30 protein-coding genes, 1 pseudogene and 1 other annotated feature are annotated in these 26,055 nt (G+C 36.4%); of the genes and pseudogenes, 7 read left to right on the forward strand and 24 right to left on the reverse strand.

Going from position 1 to position 26,055, the window contains the following annotated elements; all coding sequences use genetic code 11:
- Positions 1–374: pseudogene (locus tag LACPOB_RS13100) on the forward strand (phosphomevalonate kinase); the annotation flags it as partial.
- Between the two features lie 18 nt (positions 375–392).
- Complete coding sequence (gene fni / locus LACPOB_RS0107475) at positions 393–1,415, forward strand: type 2 isopentenyl-diphosphate Delta-isomerase (protein WP_017868215.1); 1,023 nt, start codon at positions 393–395, stop codon at positions 1,413–1,415.
- A 111-nt stretch (positions 1,416–1,526) separates the two neighbouring features.
- Here fni and LACPOB_RS0107480 read toward each other — a convergent pair whose 3' ends face one another.
- From LACPOB_RS0107480 to LACPOB_RS0107495, 4 genes are read right to left on the reverse strand one after another with little or no spacing between them, the layout of a single operon-like run.
- Positions 1,527–2,906: an RsmB/NOP family class I SAM-dependent RNA methyltransferase gene (locus tag LACPOB_RS0107480; protein WP_017868216.1), complete on the reverse strand. Its 1,380-nt coding sequence runs from the start codon at positions 2,904–2,906 to the stop codon at positions 1,527–1,529.
- Positions 2,903–3,874 (reverse strand): ABC transporter permease, encoded by a 972-nt coding sequence (locus LACPOB_RS0107485; RefSeq protein WP_017868217.1) that lies wholly within the window; start codon positions 3,872–3,874, stop codon positions 2,903–2,905. The genes LACPOB_RS0107480 and LACPOB_RS0107485 overlap by 4 nt, the downstream gene beginning before the upstream one ends.
- Positions 3,875–3,894: 20 nt before the next feature.
- Positions 3,895–4,221 (reverse strand): metal-sulfur cluster assembly factor, encoded by a 327-nt coding sequence (locus tag LACPOB_RS0107490; RefSeq protein WP_017868218.1) that lies wholly within the window; start codon positions 4,219–4,221, stop codon positions 3,895–3,897.
- 16 nt (positions 4,222–4,237) lie between these two features.
- Positions 4,238–4,990, reverse strand: coding sequence for an alpha/beta fold hydrolase (locus tag LACPOB_RS0107495; RefSeq protein ID WP_017868219.1), 753 nt, complete (start codon positions 4,988–4,990; stop codon positions 4,238–4,240).
- 205 nt (positions 4,991–5,195) lie between these two features.
- Here LACPOB_RS0107495 and LACPOB_RS0107500 point away from each other — a divergent pair, with 205 nt between their 5' ends.
- The gene (locus tag LACPOB_RS0107500) at positions 5,196–6,008 is read left to right on the forward strand and encodes a Cof-type HAD-IIB family hydrolase (protein ID WP_017868220.1); all 813 of its coding nucleotides are present in this window, start codon (positions 5,196–5,198) and stop codon (positions 6,006–6,008) included.
- 78 nt (positions 6,009–6,086) lie between these two features.
- Here LACPOB_RS0107500 and lysA read toward each other — a convergent pair whose 3' ends face one another.
- A complete protein-coding gene (lysA, locus tag LACPOB_RS0107505; protein WP_017868221.1) occupies positions 6,087–7,379 on the reverse strand; it encodes a diaminopimelate decarboxylase in 1,293 nt (430 codons plus the stop codon).
- A 217-nt stretch (positions 7,380–7,596) separates the two neighbouring features.
- Between lysA and LACPOB_RS0107510 the strand changes: the two genes are divergently transcribed.
- Entirely contained in the window at positions 7,597–9,027 is a 1,431-nt protein-coding gene (locus LACPOB_RS0107510; RefSeq protein WP_017868222.1) for a C69 family dipeptidase, read from the forward strand.
- 13 nt (positions 9,028–9,040) lie between these two features.
- The gene (locus LACPOB_RS0107515) at positions 9,041–10,048 is read left to right on the forward strand and encodes a hypothetical protein (RefSeq protein ID WP_235803856.1); all 1,008 of its coding nucleotides are present in this window, start codon (positions 9,041–9,043) and stop codon (positions 10,046–10,048) included.
- Between the two features lie 229 nt (positions 10,049–10,277).
- On the opposite strand, the gene tsf is transcribed toward LACPOB_RS0107515, so the two are convergent.
- From tsf to LACPOB_RS0107535, 4 genes are all read right to left on the reverse strand, one after another.
- Positions 10,278–11,153: a translation elongation factor Ts gene (gene tsf / locus LACPOB_RS0107520; RefSeq protein WP_017868224.1), complete on the reverse strand. Its 876-nt coding sequence runs from the start codon at positions 11,151–11,153 to the stop codon at positions 10,278–10,280.
- 98 nt (positions 11,154–11,251) lie between these two features.
- A complete protein-coding gene (gene rpsB / locus LACPOB_RS0107525; protein ID WP_017868225.1) occupies positions 11,252–12,049 on the reverse strand; it encodes a 30S ribosomal protein S2 in 798 nt (265 codons plus the stop codon).
- A 201-nt stretch (positions 12,050–12,250) separates the two neighbouring features.
- Positions 12,251–12,532, reverse strand: coding sequence for a GIY-YIG nuclease family protein (locus LACPOB_RS0107530; RefSeq protein ID WP_017868226.1), 282 nt, complete (start codon positions 12,530–12,532; stop codon positions 12,251–12,253).
- On the reverse strand, positions 12,519–13,277 hold the full coding sequence (locus LACPOB_RS0107535) for a tRNA1(Val) (adenine(37)-N6)-methyltransferase (protein ID WP_017868227.1): 759 nt from the start codon (positions 13,275–13,277) through the stop codon (positions 12,519–12,521). Before LACPOB_RS0107535 ends, LACPOB_RS0107530 begins: the two co-directional genes overlap by 14 nt.
- A 93-nt stretch (positions 13,278–13,370) precedes the next feature.
- Here LACPOB_RS0107535 and LACPOB_RS0107540 point away from each other — a divergent pair, with 93 nt between their 5' ends.
- Complete coding sequence (locus LACPOB_RS0107540) at positions 13,371–14,003, forward strand: lysophospholipid acyltransferase family protein (protein ID WP_017868228.1); 633 nt, start codon at positions 13,371–13,373, stop codon at positions 14,001–14,003.
- Positions 14,004–14,055: 52 nt separating this feature from the next.
- Here the strand turns inward: LACPOB_RS0107540 and LACPOB_RS0107545 are convergent, their stop codons facing one another.
- Together LACPOB_RS0107545 and LACPOB_RS0107550 are read right to left on the reverse strand one after the other, a co-directional pair.
- On the reverse strand, positions 14,056–14,283 hold the full coding sequence (locus LACPOB_RS0107545) for a YneF family protein (RefSeq protein WP_017868229.1): 228 nt from the start codon (positions 14,281–14,283) through the stop codon (positions 14,056–14,058).
- Between the two features lie 122 nt (positions 14,284–14,405).
- Positions 14,406–14,654, reverse strand: coding sequence for a DUF896 domain-containing protein (locus LACPOB_RS0107550; RefSeq protein ID WP_017868230.1), 249 nt, complete (start codon positions 14,652–14,654; stop codon positions 14,406–14,408).
- 144 nt (positions 14,655–14,798) lie between these two features.
- Between LACPOB_RS0107550 and lexA the strand changes: the two genes are divergently transcribed.
- Positions 14,799–15,425, forward strand: coding sequence for a transcriptional repressor LexA (gene lexA, locus LACPOB_RS0107555; protein ID WP_017868231.1), 627 nt, complete (start codon positions 14,799–14,801; stop codon positions 15,423–15,425).
- Positions 15,426–15,505: 80 nt separating this feature from the next.
- On the opposite strand, the gene recN is transcribed toward lexA, so the two are convergent.
- From recN to rplU, 13 genes are all read right to left on the reverse strand, one after another.
- Positions 15,506–17,185, reverse strand: a complete 1,680-nt coding sequence (gene recN, locus LACPOB_RS0107560) for a DNA repair protein RecN (RefSeq protein ID WP_017868232.1) — start codon at positions 17,183–17,185, stop codon at positions 15,506–15,508.
- A 69-nt stretch (positions 17,186–17,254) separates the two neighbouring features.
- Positions 17,255–17,713, reverse strand: a complete 459-nt coding sequence (locus tag LACPOB_RS0107565) for an arginine repressor (RefSeq protein WP_017868233.1) — start codon at positions 17,711–17,713, stop codon at positions 17,255–17,257.
- Between the two features lie 59 nt (positions 17,714–17,772).
- Positions 17,773–18,594 (reverse strand): TlyA family RNA methyltransferase, encoded by an 822-nt coding sequence (locus LACPOB_RS0107570; protein ID WP_017868234.1) that lies wholly within the window; start codon positions 18,592–18,594, stop codon positions 17,773–17,775.
- Positions 18,595–18,603: 9 nt separating this feature from the next.
- Complete coding sequence (locus LACPOB_RS0107575; RefSeq protein ID WP_017868235.1) at positions 18,604–19,491, reverse strand: polyprenyl synthetase family protein; 888 nt, start codon at positions 19,489–19,491, stop codon at positions 18,604–18,606.
- The gene (locus tag LACPOB_RS0107580; RefSeq protein WP_017868236.1) at positions 19,481–19,726 is read right to left on the reverse strand and encodes an exodeoxyribonuclease VII small subunit; all 246 of its coding nucleotides are present in this window, start codon (positions 19,724–19,726) and stop codon (positions 19,481–19,483) included. Before LACPOB_RS0107580 ends, LACPOB_RS0107575 begins: the two co-directional genes overlap by 11 nt.
- Positions 19,719–21,065 carry an exodeoxyribonuclease VII large subunit gene (xseA, locus tag LACPOB_RS0107585; RefSeq protein WP_017868237.1) on the reverse strand — a complete coding sequence of 449 codons (1,347 nt, stop codon included), beginning with the start codon at positions 21,063–21,065 and terminating at the stop codon, positions 19,719–19,721. The genes LACPOB_RS0107580 and xseA overlap by 8 nt, the downstream gene beginning before the upstream one ends.
- 675 nt (positions 21,066–21,740) lie before the next feature.
- Positions 21,741–22,142 (reverse strand): transcription antitermination factor NusB, encoded by a 402-nt coding sequence (nusB, locus tag LACPOB_RS0107590; protein ID WP_017868238.1) that lies wholly within the window; start codon positions 22,140–22,142, stop codon positions 21,741–21,743.
- Positions 22,142–22,573 carry an Asp23/Gls24 family envelope stress response protein gene (locus LACPOB_RS0107595; protein WP_017868239.1) on the reverse strand — a complete coding sequence of 144 codons (432 nt, stop codon included), beginning with the start codon at positions 22,571–22,573 and terminating at the stop codon, positions 22,142–22,144. Before LACPOB_RS0107595 ends, nusB begins: the two co-directional genes overlap by 1 nt.
- 18 nt (positions 22,574–22,591) lie before the next feature.
- Positions 22,592–23,149, reverse strand: a complete 558-nt coding sequence (gene efp, locus LACPOB_RS0107600) for an elongation factor P (protein ID WP_017868240.1) — start codon at positions 23,147–23,149, stop codon at positions 22,592–22,594.
- A gap of 151 nt (positions 23,150–23,300) precedes the next feature.
- Positions 23,301–24,362, reverse strand: a complete 1,062-nt coding sequence (locus LACPOB_RS0107605; RefSeq protein WP_017868241.1) for a M24 family metallopeptidase — start codon at positions 24,360–24,362, stop codon at positions 23,301–23,303.
- A gap of 158 nt (positions 24,363–24,520) precedes the next feature.
- The gene (rpmA, locus tag LACPOB_RS0107610; RefSeq protein ID WP_017868242.1) at positions 24,521–24,802 is read right to left on the reverse strand and encodes a 50S ribosomal protein L27; all 282 of its coding nucleotides are present in this window, start codon (positions 24,800–24,802) and stop codon (positions 24,521–24,523) included.
- Between the two features lie 21 nt (positions 24,803–24,823).
- Complete coding sequence (locus tag LACPOB_RS0107615; RefSeq protein ID WP_017868243.1) at positions 24,824–25,150, reverse strand: ribosomal-processing cysteine protease Prp; 327 nt, start codon at positions 25,148–25,150, stop codon at positions 24,824–24,826.
- 26 nt (positions 25,151–25,176) lie between these two features.
- The gene (gene rplU, locus LACPOB_RS0107620) at positions 25,177–25,485 is read right to left on the reverse strand and encodes a 50S ribosomal protein L21 (RefSeq protein WP_017868244.1); all 309 of its coding nucleotides are present in this window, start codon (positions 25,483–25,485) and stop codon (positions 25,177–25,179) included.
- A gap of 17 nt (positions 25,486–25,502) precedes the next feature.
- Positions 25,503–25,587, reverse strand: a sequence feature (ribosomal protein L21 leader region).
- Between the last annotated feature and the right edge of the window lie 468 nt (positions 25,588–26,055).

The raw sequence follows: 26,055 nt of genomic DNA on the forward strand, positions 1-26,055 counted from the left end.
TCGGGTTAAGAAAAGCTGAAAAAAAAGCTAAATACGATCAATTTTTAACAAATAGTAAAACTTGCTTACACCGCATTATTGACGGATTTCGTAATGGATCTTTAGCTCAAATACAACGAGGTTTACAACAAAACCGCCAAATCTTAAACGAAATGGCTAAATTTAGTAATTTAGAATTAGAAACTCCTAAATTACATCGTCTAATAGAAATAGCAGAATCATTTGGTGGTGTTGCTAAATCTTCAGGAGCTGGTGGTGGTGACTGTGGCATCGTTGCGTTAAATAAAAAAACTGACCCACTAGAAGTTTATACTGCATGGCAGTCTGAAGGAATCGAACCCCTAAATTTAAAAGTGCATGACGTCATCAATTAGACTGGAGGAAGTTACCATATGGATATTCAGGCACATCGCAAAGATGAACATTACATTATTGCCGAGAAATTGTACCAGGAAAATTCCTTAAATGATTTGAGCGAAATACAATTGAACTTTGACAGTCTTCCAGAATTGGGAATTAATGATATTGATATCTCAACTAAATTGGCCGATAAATCCATCTCAGCCCCTTTTTTTATCAACGCTATGACAGGTGGAAGTCCAGAAACTGGTAAACTTAACCGCCGTCTGGCCAAAGTAGCACATGAAAACGATCTTGCTTTAGCAACTGGCTCTCAAAGTGTTGCACTAGCTAATGAAGACGCAGCACAGTCTTTTAAAATCGCTCGTGAAACTGATCTTGATGGGATTATGATCGCCAATTTAGGGGCATCACATGGAATTGAGAATGCTTTAAAGGCAATCAAGATGACCGATGCTCAAATATTAGAGATCCACCTTAATCCAGCCCAGGAATTAGTTATGCCTGAAGGAGACCGGTCATTTTATTGGGTAAAACAACTGAAAGAAGTTGTAAATAAATCTCCAGTACCTGTGATCGTTAAGGAAGTTGGCATGGGGCTTTCTCCTAAAACACTAGCAAAACTTAAAAAAATAGGTGTCAAATATGTTGACATTGCCGGTTACGGGGGGACTAATTTCATTACCATTGAAAATCAACGAAGACATCGTAAAGAATATTCTTTCCTCACAGATTCTGGCTTGTCTACTGCTAAGTCATTACTCGCAGCCCAGAGCTTCAAAAATGACTTCTCGATCACAGCCTCTGGTGGAATTCGTAATGCCTTGGATATCGTGAAGTGCTTAGCCTTAGGTGCGGACAATGTCGGAATTTCTGGACTTTTCTTACATACCTTAATTAAACAAGGCGATGAAGGCTTAGACCAACTTGTCAAAGACCTAAAAATGCAAATTGCAAAAATCATGCTTTTATTAGGTTGCCGCGATGTCGCTGAAGTCCAGAATGAAAAAGTTTTATTATCCAATAAACTCTTAGTATATAAACAGCAACTTTAAAATTGTATATAGCAAAAAGCCTACATGCCGATATAAATTCGCATGTAGGCTTTTTATCGAATTTAAAGTTCAATTAAATCAGTAATTAAATTTTGTAATATACAAAACTCATCATTGGCTAAACCTTAAGCCTTTTGGAAAGAAATTCTTTACTGTTTTATTTACTACTTTTCCAAATGCAAACGGCTTACCGTCACATAACAGAAGTTTCCATCCGTTGGGGACTTCATTGTGTATTTGAACTGTATCACCATGTACATAAGTAGCCCACTCTGTCTTAGAAAAAGATAACGTTTGTGCAAATTCTTGCGGCTGTAGTGCTAGTGCCAATGTATAAGCTGGTTCAAAACGTTTCTTTTTAAATTCCCCCAGCAATAAACCTGGACGCATGAATTTCAATTGAGAAATATCAGGCCATTCATGATGATAAAAATAGAGATGGCCACCGTAACAACGTAGATCTCTATCATTAAAGCGTAATTCACTAGTTAAATCTCGAGCAAACTCTTTCCATAACTTAGATTGTTCATCCGTTAAGTTTTTTGTTTGTCGTTGTCTTTTATTCTTATTTTTTTTCTTGGGTTTTTTTGTCTCTACCTCATCTGTCAAATTTGTTAACTTCGCAATAAAATGTCCGTCACCTCTGAAACGGTGTGGCCAAAGACGGACAGTTTTACTCAAATTAGGATTACCATTAGCAAAACCTGGCTGTCCTGCATCCATCCCCTGGTATTTTTTCACTAATTGAATCTGCAGTGTTGGATATTGTTCTACCAACCAAGCTATGATTTGTTCGTCTTCTTCTGGAGAAAAAGTACACGTTGAATAAACTATACTTCCGCCTGGCGCTAACATTTGATAAGCAGAAGCTAAAATTTCTTTTTGCCTCAAGGCACACTGTTGCGGATAGTCCTTACTCCAATACGACGTTGCATTATTATCTTTACGAAACATCCCCTCACCAGAACATGGAGCATCGACTAAAATCTGATCAAAATATCCCTTAAAAACATTCTCTAGTTTTGCTGGAGATTCATTTAAAATTATCACATTTCTAGCACCGATCCGTTCGACATTTTCAACTAAGATCTTAGCACGTGAATGATTGATCTCATTAGAAACCAGCAAGCCGTTATTATTCATTAAAGAGGCGACTTGCGTAGATTTGCCTCCAGGGGCAGCACAAAGATCTAAAATCTTACTGTCAGCTGAAATTGTCACATTTTCAGCTACGTACATTGCACTTAGATCCTGACTATAGACATAACCACTTTGATGCTCCAACGATTTACCGCTGACATTACCATAATATCCAGTTCTTGTATATTCTACTGGCTTCTTTAGGGAATACTGAATTTTTTTAGGATTATCTTTAAGAGGATTGATCCTAAACCCCTTTTCTGAAGGTTGATCAAAACTAGCAAAAAAATCATCAGATTTATCGCCTAGCAACTGGCCGTATTTAACTACAAAATCTTGTGGTAACTTCATTTAATTTTTTTAATACCTCTTTTAACTACGAATATAAATAATAAACTTGATAATATGAAACTAACTGCTAAGTATGACACTAATGGTCTATAACTTTGTAAACTAAAAGTTAATCCCCCAATAAAAGCTCCCGCTAAAAAACCTAAACCATTAAACAATGAGTAGCTGGCCCATTCGTTTAATTCAAGTTGATCTGACCTGACGCCAGACTTAATAGCATGTGCATAAAAACGTTGTGACGTATAGCGCCATAAGAAAATTTCAACAACTAATGTCACAATAATTGCCAACAATCCGACAAGTTCAAGCCAATGTGCTGTCATCCATTCCCAATTTGTCATAACAAATTGTTGCAAATGGCTTTTATGGATTTTTTTAACCGGTAAAATCGATTTGACAGTAGATTCTTTTAATTCCTTGGAACCATCGATCAGGATATCATATTGTTCAGCTCTCATCTGTTTCATTTTTTCTTTAGAAGGTGCAATAAAAATTTGATCGTCTAAGTTAGAATCAAACTTTTCTCCCATTACCCCAATAACTGGAACATATTTACCGTTTAATCTTAGATAGGCCTGATCTTTCGGTGTATACAATTTTGATTTTAAATTTTGTCCGACAACTGCCACACTTAGATCTGAAACAAAATCATTTTTAGAAAAAAAGCTCCCTGAAATCATCGGTGTAGTTTCATAAGAACCTTTACCGTAAAAATAAGTTAACTTAGATGGACCTTTAGGCTGATAATGAACTTGAAGATCATCCATTTGACTTGAATCCCTTAATTTTTGATTGATTTGAGCGACCGTCAAATTTTGCTTAAGTTCAACTTGATAGGTATCCCTTGATAAATTATGATCATTCAGTCTAATCACGATATCACGTTGTTGGACTTGAAAAAAAATAAATACAGCAAAAAACGCTAAACAAGCATTTAAAATTGTTAAAAATGTTTTATTTCTAAACAAATCATGTAACTCCCTTTAAATTAATGAATACCTAAAGCCATTTTAGCATATCGGGTCATGCGGTCGATCGTCCATTCAGGTTCCCAAATAAACTCAACGTCCACATCTTTGATCTCCGCCACATCCTTTAAAGCAGACTCGACCATATCTGCCAAAATATTTGTTAATGGGCAACCAATAGTTGTTAATGTCATTTCAATCAGACATGTTCCATCATCATCTAGTTCAATGTTATAGATCAAGCCTAAATTGACAATATCTATTCCTAATTCTGGATCGATCACTGTCTGTAAATGAGCAAGGATATCATCTTTGATTTCTTGTGTTGTTCTTGCTTTTTCGTTCATATATCTCAAACTCCTTTTATTGCAAATAACTAACAAATCGCTGAACCATTTCCTGTGTTACAGCGTAAGAAAGTTTATGCTGAGCCCCATCACTGATATGCATCGTCACATTTTGTGTTTGAGGGTCATCTTTTGTTAATTCAACAAATTGTTCCGTTAAATCACAGGGAACTTTTTCATCGGCACTTCCATGCCAAAAATGTAACGGGCGATTTAATATTTTTTCTGGATGCATAGATAGATCGTACCCCGTCAGCTCATTTAACTGTGCATCAACGAATTCTTTTGATAGTGTGACATCATCGGGCAACAAGCCTAACAATTGCTGACAAAATTTAACTGGGCTAGGTGTGCCTGACAAGACCACCCCAGCTTTAACTTCAGAATTTACAGCCATCAACATACAAGTAGTGATCCCCCCCATAGAAAACCCACCTACACCAATTTTATCGCCCAAAATTAAGTTCTTAGTTCGATAATGTTGAACTATTATCGGAAACTCAGAGATTGAATGTAATGGTATTTTCCAAAATGAGACAAAATGATCTGTTACCTTTCCTTCAGCTCGTACTCCATGAAATAAAGCTTCCGGTAAAACCACCCTAAAACCTTGTTTGGCTAGTTCATAGCCCTGGGTCAAGACAACTTCTTTACAATTAGTCCACCCATGATAGAAAACGACTAATGGTAATTTTTTCTGTATTAGATCAGCATCAACAACTTCTAACACAGGCAGGCCTGAAACCATTTTTTCATTCACGGTGATCATTTAATTCCCTCCAATTACTAAACATATAAATTATAGCAGAGTAAAACACTATTGTATATAATCATTGATTTACAGGCTTTCAAGCTTGCTTTAATGTCTTTAGTATCTAACCTAAGCATTCCAGGATCAATTAAGCTGGCTAGAAAAAAGTACCACATTATGGTATTTTAATGGTATTTCATTCATATTTTAGGGGGCTTTCTTGATGCAACAGAAACTGATTTCCTTAGATTTAGACGGGACGACCTTGAATTCATCCAGTCAAATTTCTCCCAAAACTAAAAATGTGCTCCAAGCTGTCAGTCAAGCAGGACATATCGTGACGATAGTGACCGGCCGTTCAGACAAAATGGCTCTCAACTATTACGATGAGTTGGGGCTTAAAACGCCAATGGTCAATTTTAATGGTGCTGTAGGTCATTTTCCTCATAGTCAGTCAAATGATTCCTACGAGATCACTTTTCAAAAGGAGATCGTGTTAGATATATTGGCTTCTAAAAGTACGCTTGGAATCCAGGCCATCGCTGCGGAAGGCAAGGGATTAACTCTCACAGATTCAACGGATGGGTCGTTGTCGCCCTTTTTCCCTGCAGCTTCACGTTCACAAGATGTCTTAAACAAAATAAATCTAACTAAAGACCCCTCTGCCATCACGATGTTAGTTAATCCTTTTAAAAAAGCAGAGATCACACAACAACTACAAAAAACTTACGATTCAGATGTCACCGTTAGTGTATGGGGCGGACCAGCACCTGTCTTAGAACTTTCTCCAAAAAATATCAATAAAAAAGTTGGTTTAAAATTTTTGACGCAGCACTTTAATATTCCCCGGCAAAATATTATCGCTTTTGGCGACGAACAAAACGATATCGAAATGTTGAGATACGCTGGTACTGGAGTTGCGATGAAAAACGCATCTTCATGGATCCAAGATGTTGCTAACGTTGTCACCACTGTTGATAATGATCACGATGGACTAGCCCAATACCTTGAACAAAATCTCTTACAAGCAGAATAGTTGTGAACAAAAATTGCATACACCAAAAAATACAGGACCTCAATTCACAGTCCTGTATTTTTTAATACCCTAATTATACTAATCAACTTCTAAGTTCATCATATCTGCATATGTTTCTCGTTTAAGCACCAACTTAGCGTGCCCGTCTTCACAAAATACAACTGCCGGCCGGCCATTACGATTATAATTAGATGCCATCGAATAGCCATAAGCTCCAGTCGCTGGCATCGCTAAAATGTCGCCTGGTTTTACTTCAGGTAATTCTTGATCAGAGACTAAAACATCACCTGATTCACAATACTTACCCACAACAGTTGCAACCTGTGTGGTAGGCGCATATGGATCGGTAGCTAAAAATGCTGCATATTTAGCACCATACAAAGCTGGGCGAATATTATCCCCCATTCCGCCATCTACTGCAATAAAGTTACATAGATCCGGCACTTTTTTCATTGAACCTGTCGTATATAGAGTTGTTGCTGCCTCTCCAATCAACGAACGGCCAGGTTCGACCCAGATCTCAGGCAAGGTCAACTCATATTTTTTTATTTCAGCTTGTACTGTTTGAATGATTGCACGAACAAACTCAACTGGCTCAATTGGATGATCGTTTTCACTATATTTAATACCAAAACCACCGCCCAGATTTAAAATTTGGGCCTTAAAATCGTATTTTTCTTTCCAATCCCACAATAAACGTACCATTTTGACAGCAGCCATTTTAAATCCAGCAACAGAAAATATCTGTGAACCAATATGACAGTGAACTCCACGTATTTCAAACCAAGGTGAACGTAGCATTTGTACTAATGCTTCTTGGGCTTGGCCAGAATCCAAATCAAAACCAAATTTTGAATTCGATTGACCAGTGGAAATATATTTATGTGTTTCAGCTTCAATTCCTGGTGCCACTCTTAAAACAACATGTGCTATCTTATTTTTACTTACACAAATTTTTTCTATCAACTCAATTTCATAAAAATTATCCACGACAATACAACCAATATTTTCTTTTATCGCATATTCCAATTCGGCCGGAGTTTTATTATTACCATGAAATTCAATCATTTCAGGATCCACACCGCTTTTTATTGCTGCATATAGTTCTCCGCCTGAAACAACATCACATCCTACGCCTTCTTGTTGTAAAAGACGATAAATCGCCTTAGCAGAAAAAGCTTTACTAGCATAGACGATGCGATACTTGACCCCTGCTTTTACAAAGGCATCCTTAAAAGATGCAATTTCTTTTTTTATATAGCTGACATCATAAGCAATCAGTGGCGTTTGATATTCATGTGCCAATTGTAATGAATCAACACCACCAATTTGCAAATGACCTGCTTCATTCAATTTTAAATTATCTAGCAAACTAAGTACCTCCACTAGGATTTCATATTTGTTGATCGTAAATACTTAACATGTATCTTAACTTAGAATAATGACAAAAAGCAATACACATCCATTTGAAGTTAAAGACGATCAAAGTCTGCCACTATATAACTTGATCTATGATAGAATAGCAATAAATCAATTGCGGTCAAATAAAAATGCCGCTTTAATATTTGTAAATTTAAGGAGAAAAATAATGTCTTTCAGTAAAAATGATTTTTCAGCCTGTACCAGCATTTTAGCCGGTAAGAATGCAACACTTGATGGCTCGACTATTATCGCAAGAAATGAAGATTCAAAAAGTGCCTGGCCTAAATATATGCAGATTCATGCACACAAGGAATACGCAGAAACACAAGAGTTTGTTTCTCCTGATAACGGCTTTAAAATCAAACTACCTCAAATACGTGCTAAATATTCAGCTACACCAGAGTGGACTGATAAATTTGGTGTTTTTGAAGAAGATGGGATCAATGAATATGGTGTGGCTATGAGTGCAACCGAAAGTGCCTACGCAAATGAACGTGTTTTAGGTTATGACCCCTTAGTAAAAGATGGTATTAGTGAAGAAGCAATGTTAACTGTTGTCTTACCATATATCCATACTGCACGCGAAGGTGTAAAACGTTTAGGTCAGCTAATTGAAAAATATGGTACTAGTGAAAGTAATGGCATCTTATTTTCCGATAGCACTGAAGTTTGGTATCTTGAAACAGGAAGTGGACACCAGTGGGTCGCTCAACGGATACCTGATGATTCATATGCAGTAGTGGCCAACCAACTGGCCATCCAAGAGATTGATTTTTCACGGCCCGACGATTTTATGTATGCTACAAATATTCAAGAATTTGTCACAGAAAATCATCTAAATCCACATGCTGACAACTTTAATTTTAGAAATATTTTTGGGACACATGATCTATCAGACGAGATTTACAGCACCCCACGTGTCTGGTATGGTCAAAAAATATTTAACCCTGAGATCAAACAAGAACCTATGAATCAAGAGCTACCTTTCATACGAAAAGCTGATCGTTTACTAGGGTTAGATGATTTTAAATATGTACTAGGTTCACATTTTCAAAATACACCTTATGATCCGTTAGGTTTTGGAACAGAGGATCAAAAACGCAAATTTAGACCGATCAGTTTAGCGAAAACACAAGAGTCACACATCCTACAGATCCGTCCTGATCTTCCTAAAGAAATTGCAGGTATTCATTGGCTTGCAATGGGTGTCACGGCACAAAGTGTTTTTATTCCCACTTATGCCGGAGCAACTGACGTTCACCCTGCCTACAAAGTTGGTAAACAAAAATATAGTAAAGACTCAGCTTATTGGACTTATAAACTAGTCGGTGTCTTAGTCGACGGACATTATACTGAATTACAAAATCTACTAAAAGATGCGCAAAAAGACACCACGATCACACTTTCTAATATGTTACACGAAAGTGATCAAACTGCTAAAACATTAACCGGTGAGAAACTAGTAAAATATTTAACAGAACAAAATATCAAAATGCAACAATTAGGACTAGATAAAATGGAACAGCTGATCAGTGAGTTGGTCACAGCGTCAACTGATCTATCAGTACTAAACTTTAATACTGACGCAAACTTATAAATAAACAAAGATGGTGAAGTATTTGCCTAATAATTATCTAATATTAAAAACGGAACAGGCACAAATTTTATGTGATCCAATTTTAAATGAGCGAACACCTCTAGAAAAACATGATTTTATTATCCTGACACACTTAGATTTTGATACACTCGATTTTATGAATAACTATAGGAGTTCTAAACCGGTTTATGTATCCTTTGAACTCTTAAAACTGATACAAAAATTGACCAAAGTAAATTTACTCAAACCTGTACAATTAAATTTGAAAGTATTGCCATATAAATATGCAGTTAAAATTGGTAACATCAGCCTTACTGCTTTTTCAAATGATGATGGTCAGTTCGGTAGTATGTCAATTTTAGCTAATGGGCCACATAATACTTTAGGATATTGCGATTCATTTTATAATCACGGTAATCATAAAAAGAGAATAAAAAAGTGGAAAAAAGGCTTCCATGAACAAAATATCGATCAGTTGGTATTAGGCTCACAAATAGCACCATTAAATCGACCCAAAAACATTTTATCTGAAAATGGTATGCAGGAAATGCTAACTAAGTTCATTTCTAAGCATAAGACAAAACAGCCATTAACAGCTTTGCTTTCTCCTTTTGATCCGGAACGTTTATATCGCTATGATAAAACAGCCAAAACAAATCAGACACCAATTATCTGGGATAAAAATTACTGGCAAATTTTGCACAGTTTTTATCCATTTGATGATTTCTTTAGCGTTGAGCGTCTACCCGAAAAAAATACAAATATAATAATTCAAATGGAACAAAGTCAGCAACTTAAAAATTCAGATACTTTTTTTGATCCGGCTGTCTTGCATCCATACGCAGTTAGCACTGAAGGTTTAATACATCAAAAACAACTTTGCACACTCTCACAAAGTGAATTAAACGAATTTATTTCATATATCAACCCTCAACAAGTCATCATGAAAAAAGATCACAGCAGTGATCAAAATCATCTGGTTCCAACTAATTGGCTAAAATCACTCACGATAACAATGTAAATAGATGAGACCTGTCAGTTTTTAGAAAGTGGGACAAAAGCTGTTTTGGAACACGTTTAAGGGCCGTCGATTTAACCCATTTCAAAATGGAATAGATCGACGGCCCTTTTAGAATCTCACAGCTAGTTATGTCCCAGCTCCATTTTTGTATATAAAAACACATATACAGTCACAGCCATACATGTGTATTATTGAAATTATTTTTTAATTTAAAGATATTAGCAACTAATTACTTAACTTGATTCATAACGTCAGCTGCAAAGTCATCTTGTTTCTTTTCCATACCTTCGCCAACTTCATAACGAATAAAGCTCTTAACTTTACCACTCTTAGATGCAACATACTTAGCAACAGTTTGATCTGAATCTTTAACAAAATCTTGATCATCTAAAGTAATTTCAGCAAAGTATTTGTTCAAACGACCAGTGACCATTTTTTCAATAATTTTTTCTGGTTTGCCTTCATTTTTAGCTTCTTCAGTCAAAACTTCTTTTTCATGAGCAACCTGGTCTGCAGGAACTTCGTCACGGTTAACAAATTGTGGGTTGATAGCAGCAACGTGCATAGCAACATCTTTAGCAGTTTCAGCATCTGCACCTTCAACAACAGTTAAAGTTGCGATTTCGCCACCCATGTGCAAGTATGCTCCGAAATTGTCGTTATCTTCTTTTTCAACAATTTGGAAACGGCGCAAGCTGATTTTTTCACCGATAACTTGTGTAGCTTCAACTAATTCATCGTTTAGAGTACCTTTATCTGTTTTAACAGCCAAAGCAGCTTCTAGATCAGCAGGTTTGTTTTCTAACAAAACTTCACCAATATGTTTTACTAAATTTTGGAACTTTTCGTTTTGAGCAACAAAGTCTGTTTCAGCGTTAACTTCTAGGATAACAGCAGAATTGCCTGAAACTAACACATTTGCCAAACCTTCTGCGGCAACATTGCCACTTTTCTTGGCAGCTTTAGCCATTCCTTTTTCACGCAAGAAATCAATTGCCTTTGCACTATCGCCTTCTGTTGCTACTAATGCTTTTTTGGCATCCATCATACCAACACCTGTCGTGTCACGTAGTTCTTTTACTTGAGAAGCAGAAATCTTTGCCATAACTTAATGGCCTCCTTATAAATATTTTCTTTAAAAAAGCTGCCTCAGACCATTAGGCAAACTTACCCAACATCTAAGACAGCCTGAGTTGAAATTAGCTATTCAGCATCCTTATGATCGTTGTTGCCTTCAACTGCTTCAACGATATCTTCGATGGAATCTACTTTTTCATCTTTTTTGCCGAATGTTTCTTCGGTAACTTGTTCATTTTCTTCGCCCTGGTTTGCTTCGATAACAGCATCTGCCATCTTAGATGTAATCAAACGAACGGCACGAATTGCATCATCGTTTGATGGGATTTTAACGTCGATCTCATCAGGATCAGCATTTGTATCAACCATGGCAACAATCGGAATGTTCAATTTTTGAGCTTCCTTAACAGCAATTCTTTCCTTACGTGGATCAACGATAAAGACAGCATCTGGAATATGAGGCATATCTTCGATACCACCAAGGAATTTTTGCAGTTTTTCCATTTCTTTGGTCAACTGAGCTGCTTCCTTCTTAGGCAAAATATCAAATGTCCCGTCTTCAGACATCTTCTTTAAGTCTTTCAAACGTTTAATACGTGACTGAATAGTATTCCAGTTAGTCAAAGTACCACCTAACCAACGATGGTTAACATAGTATTGGCCTGCACGTGTTGCTTCTTCTTCGATCGAGTCTTGAGCTTGTTTTTTTGTCCCGACAAAAAGAACAACACCATCATTTTCAGCTGTTTCTTTCATAAAGTTATAAGCTTTATCGATCAACTTAACTGTTTTTTGCAAATCGATGATATAGATACCATTACGTTCTGTAAAGATATATTTCTTCATCTTAGGGTTCCAACGACGTGTTTGATGTCCAAAATGAACACCAGCTTCAAGCAATTGTTTCATAGTAATAACTGCCATTATTAAATACCTCCGAATATAGTTTTTTTCCTCCCCTGTATTCATTTGGTGAGAACTCATTTGATCAAGCACCACTCACCCAGCATACAGAGTGTGAATTAAGCGTCAACAAGACACCTGTTCTATTGTAAATGATTATAGATTCAATTGCAATAACATTTGACTAGATAGAGTTAAACATTATAACAAACTTGGCTTAAATTACCCTAGACTAGACAGATCCACTCCTTGCTTTAATAAAAAAAGTTCTTTTTTAGATCTCGTTTGATGTTTAAAAGCATATTCAGCCTTTAAGGCCTCTGATTTAGTGTAAAATTCTTCATGATAGATCATTTTAACAGGACGTTTATTTCTAGTGTATTTGGCACCCGTACCTGCATTATGTTGGTTTAATCTCCGTTTTAGATCAATTGTAAACCCACCATATAATGTTTGATCAGCACATAACAAAACATAAAAAAAGTAGCGCTTAATCTGTTCCATATAAAACCCTTCTGACTTCCGGCAAATATTGATTATTTTCATCATAGACTACTATCGGAGGCACAAATCTTAATCCACCTGGATTTCCATCTTTGATAGCTTCTATCAATACCATATTGGCTTCACGTTCCTTTTTTGGAAAAACAAGTCGGATCCTTTTCGGTACAAGCCTTAAAGAATCCAATAACCGCAAAATCTCTTGGAGTCGATCAGGACGATGTACCATATACATCTTGCCTCCCATTTTAAGTAAACTGCTAATAGTGGAAATAATTTGCGCTAAGGTGGCCGAGCTTTCATGGCGGGCTATGGCCAAATAAGGATTAGGATTTTTTTTACTTGTTGGTTGATTTGCGAAATATGGTGGATTACAAGTGATCGTATCAATAGAATCTTTAGAAAGCTGACCAAAAATATCATTTAAATCAATATTCAAGGTCGAAACTTGTTCACTTAGTTTATTTAGTGAAATACTTCGCTGGGCCATGTCAGCTAATCGAGGCTGTACTTCAACTTGAGTAATATGTGCACGAGTTTTTTTAGCCAAAAACAAGCCCACTGCGCCGTTGCCTGAGCAAAGATCAACTATCCTACCCTTTTTCTTTAGTACTGGTTTGGTAAAATCCGCCAATAAAACCGCATCTAGCGAAAAAGAAAAAACTTCTGAACTCTGAATAATTTTAATGTCATTGGCGTAGAGTTCGTCAACTCTTTCACCTGGAAATAACTGAATATCATTTTTCATCCTTAAACACTTTCTTCCATTCAAACTTGCAACTGTTATAATAACTATGTATATTGTTCTTGATACTAATTTTTTAGAAAGGAATGTCACCCGATGTTCTACTCATTTATTCGTGTTGTTGCACGAGTTATCGTGGCAATCATCAATGGTAATAGCCACTATCTTAACAAGGAAAAACTTCCTGAAGGTAATTATATTCTAGTCGGGCCTCATCGCGCTTGGTTTGACATGATCTACTTTGCCCTTGCGGCTTCTCCTAAGCCATTTTCGTTTATGGCAAAAAAAGAACTCTTTAAAAATCCAATTTTACGCTTTATTTTGAAGCACGCAAATGCTTTTCCAGTTGACAGAAAACATCCCGGACCTTCAGCGGTAAAAACTCCCATTAAATGGTTACGTAAACGAGATATTTCATTAATTATGTTTCCTTCTGGAACACGCCATTCACAAGAAATGAAAGGCGGTGTCGCTTTAATTGCTAAGCTTTCAGGTGTACCGATAGTTCCAACAGTTTATCAGGGCCCATTAACTTTTAAACAACTGTTTACACGTAAATCAGTAACAGTCGCATTTGGTGAACCAATATATCCAGATCGTAAAGCAAAAATGACAGAGGAATATCAAAATGATCTTCTGTTACAAATGAAAACTGAATTTGAGAAACTTGATCAACAGATCGATCCATCTTTCAAATATGTGGATGTTTCCAATCATTCAAATAAATAAGGTTAAAGAAAAAGTCGGGTAAATTACCCGGCTTTTTTTATTAAAAATGACTTTATTTTTTCTTTCCATAATTAGCTTTCATGGATGTCATCATTTGATTTAATTTCTTTTCTGAAGGCTTTTGGCCCATCTGTAACATCATTTGTCTTAACATTTGTTCATTGATCGGTGGGTTCTTTTGCAAATAACTTTCCATATATTTACGAGCTCCAAAAAAGCCACCAACAAGCCCCAAAATTAATGCGATGATGACGATAAAAATCCAAACTGGTGTGGACATCATCAACTACTCCCTTCCATAACTTTTGCTTACTTAGTTAAGTTTACACAATTAGACACAAAAAATAAAGAGGTCATAATAAAATACCTGACCTTCTCCATATTTTTAGCTAGTAAATATTTTTAGTCGTCACGCAAACCGCGCTTTCTTTGAATATTTTTTACTTTATCTGGTGTAACTTCTTTTCCTTTTTTATCATAAACCTGGGTCATTTCAAGTTGACTGCGAAAACTTTCACGAAACATGCTCAAATAAGTCGAACGCAAACGTTTTTGCTCTTCTTGTTCCCTTTCTGTTAATCCCGTCTTTTTTTTCTTATTAGCTAGCTCATTGATCCTATCAATTAAATTTTGAGGGATACCATTATCCATTTATTTGCCTCTTTCCTAATAGAGATTTTCTTTTCATCTTAATATACACATCTTAAAAACTCAAGCATATCATCCGAACATTAGTTTGAAATAGGCCCCTTATTATGATACGCTTAAGCTATAAAAATAAATGAGGTGTTCGTGATGTCAAAAATGATCGAAGAACGACAAATCTCCGTGCTAAAATTCATCTACGAATGTGTACATGAGAAAGGTTATCCACCTACTGTCCGAGAAATCGGTGAAGCAGTCGATCTCTCTTCAACATCAACTGTTCATGGGCACATTGCACGTTTAGAAAAACGCGGCTATATACGTAAAGATCCAACTAAACCCCGTGCTTTAGAAATTACAACTGCCGGAATGGAAGCACTTGGAATATCAGCAAAAACAAGTAAAATCCCTGTTTTAGGGACTGTTACCGCTGGTAATCCTATTTTAACGGTGCAAGAAACCACTGACTACTTTCCTTTACCACCGAACTATGATTCCGCACAGGATTTATTTATGCTAACCATTAGGGGCAAAAGCATGATCAATGTCGGTATTCTTGATGGGGATGAAGTGATCGTTAGACAACAACGTTCAGCAGATAACGGCGATATTATCATTGCAATGACAGACGATAATGAAGCAACCTGCAAACGATTCTTTAAAGAAAAGGACCATTTCCGTTTGCAACCGGAAAATGACACAATGGCTCCGATCATTTTAGATTCAGTGACTGTTTTAGGTAAAGTTATCGGTCTATATAGAGACTTTATCAGTTAAACTTAAAAGAATAATAAAAAGCCAAATATTACCAGCCCTGAGTGGCTGAGTATTTGGCTCTTTTTGCTTGAGAAGCATAATTATGGATGACCCAATTTCAACAATTCTGCGGCATGTTCACGAGCTAGATCTGTAATTTCAGTTCCTGCAAGCATTCTAGCCAGTTCCTCCACTTTGTCAAAACGTGCCAATTGCTTGACACTGGTTTCTGTCCGTCCCTTTTGAATTTTCTTTTCTACTAGATAATGATGGTCACTAACAGCAGCCACTTGAGGCAGATGTGTAATACATAAAACTTGTGAATTTTGCGCGATCAAACTAATCTTCTCAGCTATGGCTTGCGCAACACGGCCGCTTACTCCTGTATCGACCTCATCGAAAATAATACTGGTTACACCCTGACGCTGAGCAAAAATCGTCTTTAATGCCAACATAATTCGAGACAACTCCCCACCAGAGGCAATACGTGATAATGGGCCCATTGATTCACCTGGGTTAGTTTGAATATAAAATTCAATTTGATCCATTCCTTGTGCATTCAAATCATCATTCGAATTATCTAAAAATTTGACTTTAAAAATCGCTTTTCCCATATACAAAGCTTTTAGTTCTTTGTGTACCGCCTTTTCTAATTGCACGGCAGCTTTTTTTCGTTGTTGTGATAACTTATGCGCTGATTGCTTAGAATCTCTTAATAACTGTTCAACATAGGCTTTTTGTTCATCTGAGTCAGCTCCAGTTTTTTGCATATCTTTCAGTTCAGCCTTTATTTTCTGATAATAACTCAAGATCTCAGGAATAGAACTTCCATACTTTCTTTTTAATTGATGTATGTCTTCAAGGCGGTGTTCAATTTGGTCTAAACGATCCTCATCCCATTCCATGGTTGAAAGTTGATTAGATATCTCATGCACTGAATCAGCTAAACCATAGTATGCATCAGTAACACGTTGACTAATTTGTCCCAAATCAGATGAAAGTCCTGAAACACGTTGTATTTGTTCCATCACAGATCCGACTTGACCTAACGCATCAATATCTTCACCAGATAAAAGCTGGTAACTATTTTCAAGAGCATCATGAATCGCTTGATAATTATCCAGTTGATATTTCTCTTCCGTTAACTGCTCTTCTTCATCTGTTTGTAATTGGGCAGTCTTAATTTCTTGAACTTGAAACTGTAACATATCTAGGCGTTGGGCCCACTCTTTTTCATGTTTTTCTTTTTTTTCTAAGCTATCTTTTTCTTGCCGATAACGCTGATAACTTTGATAATAATTTTCTTTTAAAGAACCAATTTGTTTGTCAGCAAAACTATCTAACAATGACAAATGTTTTTCCGGATGCATTAATTCTTGATGCTCATTTTGACCATGAATATCGATCAGTGTTTCACCAACCCTACGCATATTAGCTAAATTTACCAGTTCACCATTGATCCGGCAGATATTATGCCCATTACGATACAATTCCCGTTGTAAAATCAGCCCACTATAATCGTAACTAACACCGATCTCATCTAGTATCTGATAAGATCGTGCATCTTCTGGCAAGATAAAAAGTGCCTGTAACAAGGCCTTTTTTTTACCTTTTCTAATATAATCAGATGATCCGCGTCCGCCTGCTAATAGTCCTAAAGCGTCTATCACGATCGACTTTCCTGCCCCAGTTTCACCTGTTAACACAGTCATTTTAGGTTGAAAGTCAATTTGAATTTTATCAATAATTGCAAAATCTTTAATAGTTAAACTACTTAACAAATACTTTCACCTCCAATGAAATTCATTTGTAGGTAAGTGGCGCTCTCACAATTCTGATCTCGTGTTTTTTTAATTCTCACTTGCCATTGTTTCTAACTTATCTTGAATTTTAACCGCCCCTTGGGTCGAACGATTAAAAATCATCACGGTATCATCATCACTAATGCAGGCAAAAATTTCAGGATAATCCACTTGCTCGATCAAACTTGAAACAGTGGGACCATTTCCAGGTTGAACTTTAAGAACACACATTTCATTATGAATATCCGCATCAACAAAGGCATCTTGTAAAGTTTTCTTTAATTTCATTGTAGTATCAACTTCTTTTTCAGAAGGTAGCGTATAACGATAACTGCCATCATTTAACGGGACTTTGATCAACTGCAATTGTTTGATATCCCGTGAGATCGTGGCCTGTGTAACCTCAATACCACGCTGAGCCATTAAATTGACTAGATCTTCTTGCCGATAAACTGTATTTTCAACTAATAGTTGTTTTAATAATTTATGCCGTTCATGCTTCTTCATGTAATCTTCTTACCCCACACTTCAAAAATTTCTATTTTTAACAAGTTAACATTGGAAAATTAATGCAGCAAAGTTAGATGAGCTTTTTTGACAATATCACTAAATGGAACTTGTAGAAGATCACGTCCCTTTTGGCCTTCAGGACAAGAAATAAAATGAGCAATAAACTCAATATTACCTGTCCCACCAGTAATTGGAGAAAAATCAAGCCCACTAATATCATAGCCAGTCTCTTTTGCAAAGTCCAAAATATCTTTCAAAACTTCTAAATGAGTTTCTTTTTCACGAACGATCCCATGTTTACCAACCTTTTTTCGACCTGCTTCAAATTGGGGTTTGATCAATGCCACGACGTCTTGCCCCGTTTGCAAGATTTGGTACAATGTTGGCAATATCAATCGCAAAGAAATAAACGAAACATCAATTGAAGCAAAATCCGGCTGTCCTTCCGAAAAGTCAGCTAAAGTACTATAACGAAAGTTTGTATTTTCCATGACAACTACTCGTTTATCTTGACGCAGTTTCCAGGCAAGTTGATTGGTACCAACATCTAAAGCATAACTCAAACGCGCGTGATTTTGTAAAGCCACATCAGTAAAGCCACCTGTCGATGAGCCAATATCTAAAACAGTTCGACCAGTTAAGTCGATCTTGAAGACTTTCAAAGCTTTAGCTAACTTTAAACCACCCCGACTGACATACGGCATTTTTGTACCTTTAAAATGAAGCTTTACTGTTGAATCAACTTTCATCCCTGGTTTATCTAAACGTTCCTCATTTTCTCCCAAGATCTCCCCAGCCATTACAGCCCTTTTTGCTTGTTCATAGCTTTCAAATAAACCTTGTTCTACTAATAATACATAGATCCGTTCTTTTTTCATTTTTCTACCTTATATCCTAAAATATGCTAGTAATTCTTCAAATAACTTTGTTTCAACACCAATATCTTTCATCCGCTCTAATACACCAATAGCTTCATCTAAAGTATAGGACAATGATTCTTTGGCTCCTTCTAAGCCGAGCAAAGTTGGATATGTGTTCTTATTTTCTGACTGATCTTTATGCACAGCCTTACCCATTTCTTGTTCGCTAGAGGTCACATCTAAAATGTCATCATAAATTTGAAATGCTAATCCATATGCTAAACCAAGTTTACTTAGCAACTTCTGTTGTTTTTCGGTTGCGTTTGCCAAGACACCACCAGCTTCAAAAGCGTAGCGGATCAGGGCACCAGTTTTCCCAGCATGTAAGATTTTTAATTGCTCTATGTTTAGTTGTTGATCTTCACCTTTTATGTCACGTGCTTGACCATCGACCATGCCTAGCGCACCAGCTGCCTGGGACAATTTATGAACTAGCATTAAGCCTCGCTGAGCTGAAACTTGAACTTCTGAAAGCCATCTAAAAGCTTCTGTTAACAAAGCATCGCCTGCTAAAACAGCCATCGCCTGTCCATAAATTTTATGGTTGGTTGGTTTACCACGACGTAGATCATCATTATCCATTTCAGGAAGATCATCATGAATCAAAGAGTAAGTATGAATGAACTCTAAACTGCCAGCAACGACATAGGTACTTGGTGAGATCGATTTATTTAAACTTAAACAAGTAGCAAAAACTATCAGTGGTCTAATTCTTTTTCCACCAGCCATTACTGAATACATCATCGCATCACGTAAATCATTCTGATTGTCGAGATTTTTTATCCGATTTTGCATTTGCCGATTTAGCTCACTTATTTCTCCTGCTTGTAAAGCAGAAATACTTTTATTGCTCATTTTCATCTTGTCCTTGCTCAAAGATTTCTTCTTCACCATTCTCATCGATTACCTTTGTCAGAGTTTTTTCCGCATTTTCCAATGTTTTCTGCAATTCCTTGCTTAACTTTACTCCTTTTTGAAAAGAATCTAAAGCTTCTTCTAAGGGTACATCTCCTTGTTCCAATTTGGTCACTATTTTTTCTAAACCTGCTAGATTTTCTTCAAAAGTTGCTTCTTTTTTTTCTTCATTCATTATCTTTTTCCTCCTTAGTGTCTAAGATCTTGGCACTAGCTGTTCCGTCTACCAGGTGCAAAACAACCGTATCGTTTGCTGACAGATCCTTAACACTTTTAGAAATTTTTCCATCCTGACTAATATAAGAGTAACCCCGTCCCATTACAGATAAAGGACTCAAAGCATTTAACTTGCCCGCCGATCGTGCAAGCTCATTATTCTGTTTAATTATATATTGCTTCATGCTTTGTTGTAGTTGCTTGTAATCCATAGCAAGTGTGTTTTTAGTCTGTATGATCCTAGGTTGCGGATCAACCAGCTTTAATTTACTTAATAATTGTAGTTGAGTGCTTCGAGCTTGAGATAATTTTTGCTGGAAAGCAGCATCACGTTTAGAATTTAAAAAATCTAATTTCTGCAAATACCCTTCATATAATCGAGCTGGTGCTTTGAAAATATATGAATCAGTCTGTTGAGCCACTCTGCGTTTGTTTCGGTCTAAATTAGTCTTCATAGCTTGAATCAAACGTAATCGTTGCTGTTTTAATTTTAATATTTCGTCAGAACGTACAGGTGTGGCCAGCTCAGCCGCAGCTGTCGGAGTTGGAGCCCTTAAATCAGCCACCAAATCTGCAATCGTTGTATCAGTCTCATGTCCTACTGAAGAAATCACAGGTATTTTAGTAGCAAAAATCTCGCGCGCAACTTTCTCTTCGTTAAACGGCCACAAATCCTCGATCGAGCCACCTCCACGACCAATGATTACTGTATCAAAGTCACCATGTTGAGCCACTTCTTTTAAGCGGCCCACAAGTGAATCAGCAGCCTGATCACCTTGTACAACAGCCGGGAATAGCACTAACTGTGTGATCGGATAGCGACGCTTAACAGTTGTCATTATATCTCGAATAACCGCACCAGACGGGCTGGTGATCACAGCAATTTTTTTGGGGAAACGAGGGATTTCTTTTTTTTCAACAGAAAAAAGGCCCTCAGCAGATAGTTTCTTTTTTAATTGTTCATATGCTTCATACAACGCACCTACCCCGTCTGGCTGCATACTTTCAACGTTGATTTGATATGTTCCATTAGGCTCATATAAATCGACACGTCCAACTAGGAGCACCTTCATTCCTTCTTCAGGGATAAATTTAACTCGTTTAAAATTAGACTGAAACATCACTACATTAATTTTAGCATTGTCATCTTTAATACTAAAATACTGATGCCTTGGACGTAAGCGAAAATTAGAGATCTCACCGGTCAGAAAAACTTTTTGCAAGTACGGATCAACTGTAAATTTTTTATGTAAATAACGTGTCAAAGCAGTAACAGTTAAGTATTTGTTTGTCGTCAATTCTCTAGCTCCTTTTTTCACAAAATCAATCGTTTATTATATCAGCATTACGCTAGTCATAAAAAGCATCATGGATCATTTTTTATATCGACCAAACGAGCAAAACTTTTTTATCTGCTGGTCTAACTTCATCTTCTCTAATACAATGTCATGACTTTAGCCGACCTACAAGTTACTAAGAGCCGTCTAAACATCGACCATTATTGGATAGATGACAGTTCTTTTATTTAAATCTATTGTTTAATTTAAATGTTTTAGTAATAGAAATTTCACTAAAGTCAAATCGCCATCACTATCATAACTATAATTTTGCTCACCAACAAAGCTTATTTTAAATTGTAGTTTGTTGTCAGATTTTAGCAGTTACTTGCAATGCTAAAGGTAAGATAACATCCGCTTCTTTCAGATACTTTACTTGGTTTAGCATAACTTTACACTACTTTAAAAAGCTTTCTCTCCATTCATTAAATTAACATTTAAATACCCTAAAAAGAATATTTACTACTAATTTTAGCACATCATCAAATACAAAACTATTCTCATAAATGAGTTTAACATTAAGCATTAGTACGTACTGTCAGAGAATGAAAAGCCTTTACAGAGACTGATCCAAAAAAATCAGCAAAATTAAAAAGCCTGAACAGTGACAAGCACTATTTCAGACTTAACAAATCACTATAAGAGGTTCGACAAAACACCATTAATAAAACGTCGTGATTTATCATCGCTAAATGCTTTAGCGAGCTCGAGTGCCTCATTTAAAGCCACCTTATCAGGTGTCTCACTTTCAAACTTGATTTCGTACGTTGCTAATCTCAAAATCAATAAATCAGTTTTGCTCAATCGATCAAGTGACCATTTAGAACTTAAATGTTCTGCAAGTAACGCATCAATTTCTGATTGGTGTATTAAAACACCTTGAACTAAAGTCCGCATATATTCTGGAACGATTTCCAAGTCAAATTCATCTACAGCAATTTGTTGGCAAACCGTATCAGGATCCGCGTCCAAATTGCTTTGCAAAGCAAATAACACTTGAAAAGCACCTTGGCGTACCATATGCCTTGTTGTAGTCATTACTTATTTTCCTCTTTTTCTTCTCCAAATATATTGTTTGGATCAACAGTTGCCTCTACTTTTTCAGGAACAACACCTTGAACATGAACATCAACTGAAGCCAACTGTAAGCCAGTCATAAACAAAACTTGTTGTGAAACTTTATCTTGAATTTCAGAAGCTACTTTAGGTACAGAAACTCCATAATTCAAGAAAACATTAACATCAACTGTTAATTCGTTTTGTGCTGCGCCTAATTTAACACCTTGCTTACGATCTTGCCGCCCAAATAATTTCGAAAAACTATTGGCAATTGACCCATGCATTGAATAAACGCCTTCAACTTCACTGGCTGCGATTCCGATAATTACTTCAACAACCTCAGGTGCGATCTTAATTTCTCCCAGGTCTGGTTGGCTGCTGGTTAAAACAATGTTGTTTTCGTCAGACATGACTAACCTCCTTATAAATTAAGCACGCGAAATATAAGTTCCATCAACAGTATTAATAGTTAACATGTCTCCTTCATTAACGAAGAAAGGAACTTGTACTACCAAACCAGTTTCCATCGTTGCTGGTTTAGAACCCCCAGAAGCAGTATCACCTTTAATACCCGGTTCTGTAGCAGAAACTTCCAAGTCAACAGTATTAGGAAGTTCGACACCTAACGTTTCACTACCATACATGATGACACTGACAACAGTATTTTCTTTCAAAAATTTTAGTTCGTCTTTGATCGTTTCTTCTGGTAATTCAAGTTGCTCATATGTTTCTGTATCCATGAACACATAGTTAGAACCATCGGCATAAAGATATTGCATCTTTTTACGATCGATTTGCGCTTGATTAATTTTTTCCCCACCACGGAATGTTTTTTCCTGAATAGCACCAGTCCGTAAGTTCTTTAATTTTGAACGAACGAAAGCTGAACCTTTACCAGGCTTAACGTGTTGAAATTCAACAACGCGCCATAATCCGCCATCAATTTCAACTGTTAACCCAGTTTTAAAATTATTTACTGAAATCATTTAAATATAATCCTCCTTGGCAAATGCCGTTTAAGTACACATAAATTATGCTACGCAATCAAAAAGTTATTACTCTTTATTTTCACGTGGATCAATTGCTTTGTCAAGTTAACACGTCTTTAACAAAGCAAAAACAATTAAAAATCAACTCTTATATTTCTAACAAATTTTTATTAGCATGAGTTAATAATTCATATCCATGTTCTGTCACTAAAATATCATCTTCAATTCTAATGCCAGCAACACCCGGAAGGTAAATTCCCGGTTCGATCGTAATAATTTCTCCTGGCTTTATTACATCTGGGAATCTTTTGCCAATATCTGGTGACTCATGAATGTCCAAACCGATCCCATGGCCCATACCATGATTAAAATACTCACCATAACCAGCTTTTTCGATTATTGATCGGCCAATTTGATCAAGGTAAGCACCTGTAACGTCCGGAGCAACAGCATCAATTGTGGCCTGTTGTGCCTGTAATACTAGTTGATAGATCTCTTTTACTTGCTTACTTTGCTTACCCAAACTAAATGTTCGCGTAACATCTGAAGTATATCCTGAAACAAAATAGCCATAATCTAGAGTAATCAAATCACCCTGAGTAATTTGACGAGCAGTTGCAGTTCCATGCGGCCAAGTAGTGTGTTCACCGCTAGCTACGATCGTTTCAAAAGACTGCGCGGACGCTCCATTTTTTTTCATGAAATAATCCAGATCATTGGCAATATCCAATTCTGTCTGACCAGATTTTAGTTGGTCGATCACAAAATCAAAGCCCTTATCTGCTAATGCACAGCTGTTTTTGATCAAGGCTATTTCGTCTTCATCTTTAACAGCTCTTATGCGTTCAACGACTCGGTCAAAGGGAACAATATCACATTCCGCAGTTTCATCCAAAAAATCATAAGAAGCAAAATCAATAGTATTTTCAAACCCAATTGCTGCCAAATGATTGTTAGCTGCAATATCGCAAGCTACTTGTAAATAATCTCTTGTGATTTCTGCTTTCCAATCAGGATTCTCCGTCTTTATTTGTTGTTCAAAACGAGAATCAGTAATCAAAAATTTATCATTTTCTGTGATCAAAAGAACTCCGGCATCACCAGCAAAACCACTTAAATAATAAATATTTAACGGGTCAGTGATTAAAAAGCCGTCTATTTTTAATTGAGCGAATTTCTTTTGTAAATTGGAAACCCGATTAGTAACCATTTATAATCAGACCTTTCATTTGAGTTATAAATACTAGTATATCAAAAGTTGATCCACATGACATTTTATGAAACAGAGTTCTTTAAATTCACACTCATATTTTAGAATAAAAAAACCGGAACCCCACAAGTGGAATCCCGGCATTAATAGCGTGAAAATTATTCAGCTGTAGGGTAAACCGAAACTTTTTTCTTGTCACGGCCTTTACGTTCAAATTTTACAACACCTGCAGTAGTTGCAAATAGTGTGTCATCCCCGCCAATTTTAACGTTCATACCTGGATAGATATGTGTACCACGTTGGCGGTACAAAATTGAACCACATGTGACAGTTTGACCATCGGCACGCTTGGCACCCAAACGCTTAGCCTTTGAGTCACGACCGTTAGATGTCGAACCTCCCCCTTTATGCTTGGAGAAGAATTGTAAATTCATTAACATAACACGAACACCTCCTGGTAATTATTCATCTTCAATAGTTATATAATCTTGATAGTTATCCGCTATGCTACGCATCCCTAACTCGAAACTATTTAACAAAAGCTGAACAGGCGAGTCATTAGCCTGATCCAAGTTAACGTTGACCTTGAGGAACCCACCATTTTTTTCATCCGAAATAACTTGTGGCTTGACCAAAGCTAACTGTTCTAAACTATTAACAGTGTTGATCGCTAACACAGATACAGCAGCACAGACAATATCATATCCATATTCTCCAGAATCAGCATGCCCTTTAAGCAAAAAACCGCAAAATGCATTATCATTATACAAAAAACGTGTTTTAATCACAGAACATGCCACTCCCTTAAATTAATTTAGGCATTAATTGCGTCGATAACAACCTTTGTATATGGTTGACGATGACCTTGTTTTGAGTGAGAACCTTTTCTGCGCTTGTACTTGAAAGTCACAACTTTCTTTTCACGTCCCTGTTTTTCAACAGTACCAGTAACACTAGCACCATCTACAACTGGTGTTCCAATGACAGTCTTTTCACCGCCAACTAAAACAACATCATCAAATGTAACCTTATCACCTGCATTAGCAGCTAACTTTTCAACATAGATTGCTTCACCGGCTTCAACCTTATATTGTTTACCACCTGTTTTAATAATTGCGTACATCAATATGCACCTCCTTGTAATTGACTTAGACTCGCCGTAATGTAGTGATCCATTTAAATAAAAATGAATACTTGAACTTAAAACGTGCGGTTGTAGTTGTGGCAGGCACAAATACAACGTACTAATATTATCAGAAATAAAAACCTGAGTCAACATGTTTTATTAAAGGTCTCTCTTTGTTTTCCTGTATATTTAGCTGCAGATCTTAGACTAAAAAGTTAGTTAAGAGCTAAGTAAGTTGCCCAGATAAGTTTTAATTCGTTACGTTTTCGCACGATTGCTCACAATCCAGGAACTGTAACGATATTATAGAGTCGATAGTACAAACGAAAATTATAATTTGCTTATTGTGTAATAGAAAGCAGAACAATTTACTTTAAAATTTCACTTAAAAGGCATTGTGCACTCGCATGATATGCTTGTCAATTAGTATAATGATCGACGAGTTCTACCCATTGCTGAAGATAAAAAATACTACGCGTGGTGCTAGTTCGTAATAATTTCATCTTCATCAAAACTAAAAAAACCTAGATTGTAAACAAAAACTGTTAATTCAATTTTTAGCCAAAA

It is taken from the genome of Ligilactobacillus pobuzihii E100301 = KCTC 13174 (assembly GCF_000349725.1).
Lineage (GTDB): Bacteria > Bacillota > Bacilli > Lactobacillales > Lactobacillaceae > Ligilactobacillus > Ligilactobacillus pobuzihii.